The following is a 6145-nucleotide window of genomic DNA, read 5'->3' on the forward strand; positions in this document are numbered from 1 at the left end:
GCCCAACCATGACCGACTTGACCGTGCCAAAGCCCCGTTCCGAACTGGGAGAGATCGTCTACCACCTTGTGCGCGATCCGCTAGGGCTCACGGGGCTTGTGATCGTGCTGCTGATATTGGCGTCTGCGCTCTTTGCCCCTTGGATCGCACCCTATGATCCCATCGCGCTCAATGTGCCGGACCGACTGCAAGGCCCCGGATCTGCGCATCTACTCGGGACGGACCAGCTTGGCCGCGATACGTTTTCACGGGTGATCTGGGGCGGACGCGTGGCGCTTCAGGTGGCGCTTCCGACGATCGGAGGGGCGATCCTCATCGGTCTGCTATTGGGAATGATCGCAGGATACGGACCGAAATGGATCGACAACCTGATCGTGCTCCTGTTCGACACGGTCCGATCCTTCCCTACGGTCATGTTCGCTCTGGCCGTGGTGGCGCTGGTCGGGCCCAGCCTGAACACGGTGATCGTCGTGATCATGGTGACGTCGGTTCCCACTTATGGGCGGGTCGTCCGGACGTTGACGCAATCGCTGAAAGAGGCCGAGTTCATCACCGCCGAGAAATCGCTTGGCGCGTCCACCCCCCGGATCATGACGGTTCATATCCTGCCCAACGTGCTGGGGCCGCTCGCGGTGCTGGCGGCAATGGATATTCCAACCGTCGTGGGATTGGAGGCCGGCCTTTCGTTCCTTGGCATGGGGGTCAAACCGCCGACGCCGTCCTGGGGCTCGCTTCTGAACGATGGCTACAACCTGATCCGCAACACGCCGTGGCTGATCATTGCGGGGGGCATTCCACTGATCCTGACAACAATAGGGTTCACCTTTCTGGGCGAGGCGCTGCGGGATGTGGTCGATCCGAAACTGCGCGGCAAGGGAGGCAAATGATGGCCGTTCTTGATATCCAGAAGCTATCGGTCAGCTATGCCACCCCGCGCGGAGAACTGAAGGCACTGCGCGACGTCTCCATAACCGTGCCGGATCGCAAGATCGTCGGCATCGTCGGAGAGTCGGGCTGCGGAAAATCCACTCTCATCTCCGCGATCATCCGGCTCATGGCGCCCAATGCGCATGTCGGTTCGGGGCAGGTGGCGTTCAAGGGAGAGGATCTTCTGACCAAAGGCGAGGCGCAGATTCGCGCCCTGCGCGGCACCCAGATTTCCATGGTGTTCCAGGACCCGATGCAGACGCACAACCCGGTGCTGACCGTCGGACGACAGATGATCGACATCCAGTACCGCGACGCCCTGTCCAAGGCCGAAAAACGCAAGCGCGCGGTGGACATGCTGGCGCTGGTCGGCATCCCGGACCCCGAGGCGCGGCTGAATCAGTATCCTTTCGAATTCTCCGGCGGGATGCGTCAGCGGATCGCGATCGCCATGGCGCTGATGGCAAGGCCCGCGCTTCTGATCGCCGACGAGCCGACGACCGCGCTTGATGCGACGCTGGAGGTGCAGATCATCAAGCGGTTGCGTGAATTGCAGGATGAGATCGGGTGTTCGATCCTGTTCATCTCGCATCATCTGGGGGTCATCGCCGAGCTTTGCGATGAGGTCGTCGTCATGTATGCGGGCGAGGTCGTCGAGGCCGGGTCGGTCCGCGACGTGTTCCATAGCCCGGCGCATCCCTATACGCGCGCCCTTCTGGAATGCGATCCCGGCCACATTAAGGAAAAGACCCGCAACCTGCCGACGATCCCCGGCAATATCCCCGATCTTGTGAACCTGCCCTCGGGCTGCATTTTTGCGGCGCGGTGTCCGCGACGGTTTGATGCCTGCACGGCGCGCCCCGCGATGGCGGAGGCCTCGGCCGGACACGGGACGGCCTGTCATCTGATTGGCATGGAGATGACGGCATGAACACGCTTCTCGACATCAGCGATGTGGTGGTGCGGTTTGGCGTGCGCGGCGGGGTCTTCCGCAGCGCAGGCACCATTGACGCAGTCTCGGGCGTGAGCCTGAAGATCGAAGAGGGGCAGACCTACGGCATCGTGGGCGAAAGTGGATCGGGCAAGACCACGCTTGCGCGGGCGGTGGCGGGGCTGCATCACGCCTCTGAAGGCTCGATCCTCTATCGCGGGAAGGAACTGCGCAACCTGCCCGAGACGCAATTCCGCAAGTTGCGGCGCGAGATCGTGATGATGTTCCAGGACCCCATCGGTTCGCTGTCCCCGCGCCTGTCGATCAAGTCGCTGATCACGGAACCTTTCCGCATACAGGGCATGACCGACCGCGATCTCGATGCCGAAGCACGGCGGCTCTTGCAGATGGTCGGCCTGCCGCCCGAGTTCGCCGCGCGCTACCCTTACCAGATTTCCGGCGGTCAGGCGCGGCGTGTTGGCGTCGCGCGAGCGTTGGCGCTGGACCCGAAGCTTTTGATTGCGGACGAACCGACGGCTGGTCTCGATGTATCCATTCAGGGAGAGATGCTCAATCTTCTGGCGCGGCTTCAGGATGAGCTGGGGCTGGCCATCATGATCATCACGCACAACCTCAACGTCGTACGCCACATCACCGACCGCGTCGGTATCATGTATCTGGGCAAACTGGTTGAGGAGGGCGATACGGACACCGTTTTCGCCAGCCCGCAGCATCCTTACACACTAGCCCTGCTGGCAGCCAACCCGGAGCCGGACCCGGATGCGCAACTGATGCGGATCGAACTTCAGGGCGAGCCGCCGAGCATTCTCCGCCGCCCAAAAGGGTGCGAATTCCACACTCGGTGTCCGTTTGCTCAGGCCCGGTGCGCAGCAGAGGTCCCTGACTGGCAGGTCAAGGGCGCGGCGGCGCATCGCTGTCACTTCCCGTCCGCGTGGGAGGAAAACCGGATGGAGAAGCTATGACGGGAACGATCTTTGCAGGTGGGGCGATCCTGAGCATGGATGCGGACGACACCCGCCCAGAAGCCATCGGTATCCTTGCCGACAGGATCGTATCTGTCGGCGCGCTTTCGCATGTCCGTAATTTCCTGCCGAATGCCGCTTTCTGTGACCTTGCGGGTCGCGTTCTGATCCCGGCCTTCATCGACTCGCATGGCCATTTTCCCGACAGCGCCATCGTCTCTCTGCTGCGTGTCGATCTGTCAGGCCGCGCCGGTTGCCGAAGCCTTGCCGATGTCCGCGACCGCCTTGCAAGAAAGGCTGCGCAAACACCGTCCGGAGACTGGGTGATGGGCGCGGCGCTGGACGAGTGTCAGCTGAGCGAGCGGCGCATGCCCACACGGGACGAGCTGGACGCGGTTTCGACTGACCATCCGATCTGGGTGATCCACGCCTCGGGGCATTGCGGGGTTGCGAATTCGCTGGCACTGGCGCGACAGGGCATTGCCGAAGACAGCGCCGACCCGGACGGGGGGCGTTTTTTGCGCAACAGCGCGGGCCGCTTGACTGGGAGGATCGAGGACCTGTCGGCCATGGGAGAGATGGGCGACACGCATTTTCTTCTTGATGACACCTCTTTCCAACGATGCTTTGCGGCGGCGCGCGAGGAATACCTCGCACAAGGAGTGACATTGGCCCAGAACTCCTGGGCGGCGGCGCCTTTGCTGCATCTATTCAGGGGCATGGCGGAACGGGGCGATCCGGGGATCGACCTGATCCTTTTGCCCGTGGCGGAAATCGAACCGGAGTTCTCGCGCACAGGGAGCGGCAGCAACTGGCCGCAAGGGCCGATCGCGCTAGGGCCACGCAAGCTTCTGACGGACGGATCGTTCCTCATGCACACGGCCTTCCTGACCATGCCGTATCTTGATACGGGTGATACCGGGCTGGCCTATATGGACCGTTCGCTACTGTTTTACGAAGTTGAGAAGCTGCATCGTCTGGGGTTTCAGATCCATTGCCACTGCAACGGAGACGCGGCGTCCGACATGTTCCTCGATGCGGTCGAAGAGGCGCAGTCCAATGATCCGCGCGCCGATCACCGGCACACGATCATCCACGGACAGGTCATGCGGCGGGACCAGATCGTGCGCTGCGCGGGTCTGGGCGTTACCGTCAGCTTCTTCCCGGCCCATATCTGGTACTGGGGGGATCAGCATCACGACGAGATTCTTGGCCACGCGCGTGCACCGCACATCTCGCCCACCGGCTGGGCCGAGGCCGAAGGCGTGCGGTTCACCATACATAATGACGCATCCGTCACACCGACGCGCCCGCTGGAACTGATCCACACGACGGTCAGTCGCCGCACACAGAGCGGGCGTGTGCTTGGCCCGGAACAACGTCTGTCGCCGCTTGCTGCATTGCGCGCCCACACAATTGATGCCGCATGGCAAGTGTTCTACGAAGAGGAGCGCGGCTCGCTGGAGCTGGGGAAGCTGGCAGATCTGGTGATCCTGGACGCAAATCCGCTGTCGTGCCCGGAGGCGATCGCGTCGATCAAGGTCAGCGAGACATGGCGGCGTGGCGCACGGGTCTATCAACGCAATGCAACGAAAGTAGGTGAACCCGCATGAGCTACGCCCTATATGTCGGGAGGAACCATAGCCGCACAGGTCATGCTTGGCTCGGCGGATACGGTGACGAACCCTCGTCGCACTGGCTCGAGATCGTGCCCGCGACCGATCATGCTCTGGGCAGCATGATCGAGGTCGGCGTCGGGCCCGAGGCGCATATGCCTGGGCGCCGGATTTCCGTGCCGCAGGCCGCGCATACGCTGCGTCACATGCGGGTCAGCTATTCCTACTACCTCGGTGTGCCAGCGCCGATCACAAACGGCGGTTTGAACGAGGCAGGCGTCGCTGTGCGGGATGTCTGGTCAACTTCGCGCCGCGACCTCATAGAGATGACGCCGAAGGACCAGCAAGGGCTCAACTATAGCGATCTGGCCCGCGTGGTTCTTGAACGCGCGACCAGTGCACGTGGCGCGGTTGAGCTGTGTGCCGATCTGATCGCAGAGCACGGTGAAGCAACTTATGGCGGCAATTCTCACATTTTCGCGGATGCAGACGAAGCCTGGGTGATGATCCAGTTCGCGGGTGGGCAGGGGCTATGGGTGGCCGAGCGCCTTGGTCCAGACAGCATCCGTGCCTCCCGCCCCGGCTATGTGATGGAGGTGCCGGTCGACGACCCTGCGCATCCGGACTTCCTGTGGTCACCCAACCTTGTCAGCTTTGCTCGTGCGCAAGGCTGGTATGATGGTGGCCCGTTCAACGTCAATGCCATTTACGGCGATGATAAGGGACGCTGGGACGGCATCGCCTGGATCGAGGCCGAGATGCAGACCCGCGCAGCGCGGCCAGAGAAGATCGGGCTCGAGGACATGATCTGGGCCATCCGTACCGAGAAGCTGACCGGGGACACCGCCGGTTATGGCCAGGTGGTTCCCTTGACCTCTTCCGCCGATCCAGCTCTGGCCGTGATGTGGCACGCGGCATGCGGTGCGCTGGCCGCGCCGTTTTCGCCGGTCTTTCTGGGGCAGGAGGTGATCCCGCCGGAATACAGTGCTCACCGTTACCTGACGACCGGCGAATCCCATCGGTTTCAGGATATTCGCAAGGCGGTGAGTGGTGGGATTGATACGATTTCACTGGTGCCGCAGTTGCACGAGACCTCCGTCGGGGCCTTCCAGGACAGCAAGCGCCTGATGTATCTGATGCAACTCCTTGGAGATGCCACTCTTGCGCCCGTGCACGAAGCTTTCGGTAGGCATGAAGCGCGCGTGTCAGATCTGTTGCAGGCTCATCTGCATGTAGCGGAGGAGGCCATTCGCGCGGGGCTATACGCGGAGGCGATTGCGGTTCTGTCGGCATTTTCCAACAGTGAACTGATGTCCGCGCTGTCCCTGACGCGCAACCTTGCCACGGGTCTTTCGGTTCAGGCGACGGTTGCAACGCCGTCAGATGCGCAGGGCTCTCCCATAGGGTTCAACCAAATCTGGTAGCCCACAACTGTTGCGTCGTGGTTGGGCCTCCTACACGCAGCGCCAAACGTGATCTCGTAATATCTCGACGTGAAAAACTCGTGGCAGGTCTGAGCGAGCGAAAGAATGGTTCATTCGGCGTCACTCAAAGGCTAAGATCATCACGTCGAGCGATCCAAATGGATGACCAATGAGCAAGGCGAGCGAGAGAGGTGGTTCGGTTTGTTTGAACAGGTTTCGGGCGTTCTGTAGGTGTTTTTCCGCCTGGGTTACGCCGCTGCCGCA

The 6145-nt window shown here is 62.0% G+C and carries 5 protein-coding genes; all 5 read left to right on the plus strand.

Annotation, left to right across the window (positions count from 1 at the left end; all coding sequences use genetic code 11):
- Positions 1-8: 8 nt before the first annotated feature.
- Genes MB818_RS17090 through MB818_RS17110 form a run of 5 tightly spaced genes read left to right on the plus strand, consistent with a single transcriptional unit; the run spans position 9 to position 5881 of the window.
- The gene (locus tag MB818_RS17090; protein WP_234140206.1) at positions 9-887 is read left to right on the plus strand and encodes an ABC transporter permease; all 879 of its coding nucleotides are present in this window, start codon (positions 9-11) and stop codon (positions 885-887) included.
- The gene (locus tag MB818_RS17095; RefSeq protein ID WP_234140205.1) at positions 887-1858 is read left to right on the plus strand and encodes an ABC transporter ATP-binding protein; all 972 of its coding nucleotides are present in this window, start codon (positions 887-889) and stop codon (positions 1856-1858) included. The genes MB818_RS17090 and MB818_RS17095 overlap by 1 nt, the downstream gene beginning before the upstream one ends.
- Positions 1855-2841, plus strand: coding sequence for an ABC transporter ATP-binding protein (locus tag MB818_RS17100; RefSeq protein ID WP_234140204.1), 987 nt, complete (start codon positions 1855-1857; stop codon positions 2839-2841). Before MB818_RS17095 ends, MB818_RS17100 begins: the two co-directional genes overlap by 4 nt.
- On the plus strand, positions 2838-4454 hold the full coding sequence (locus MB818_RS17105) for an amidohydrolase (protein ID WP_234140203.1): 1617 nt from the start codon (positions 2838-2840) through the stop codon (positions 4452-4454). The genes MB818_RS17100 and MB818_RS17105 overlap by 4 nt, the downstream gene beginning before the upstream one ends.
- Entirely contained in the window at positions 4451-5881 is a 1431-nt protein-coding gene (locus tag MB818_RS17110) for a C69 family dipeptidase (RefSeq protein ID WP_234168155.1), read from the plus strand. The genes MB818_RS17105 and MB818_RS17110 overlap by 4 nt, the downstream gene beginning before the upstream one ends.
- Positions 5882-6145: the final 264 nt, after the last annotated feature.

The sequence above is a fragment of the Ruegeria alba genome (assembly GCF_022321465.1).
GTDB lineage: Bacteria > Pseudomonadota > Alphaproteobacteria > Rhodobacterales > Rhodobacteraceae > Ruegeria_B > Ruegeria_B alba.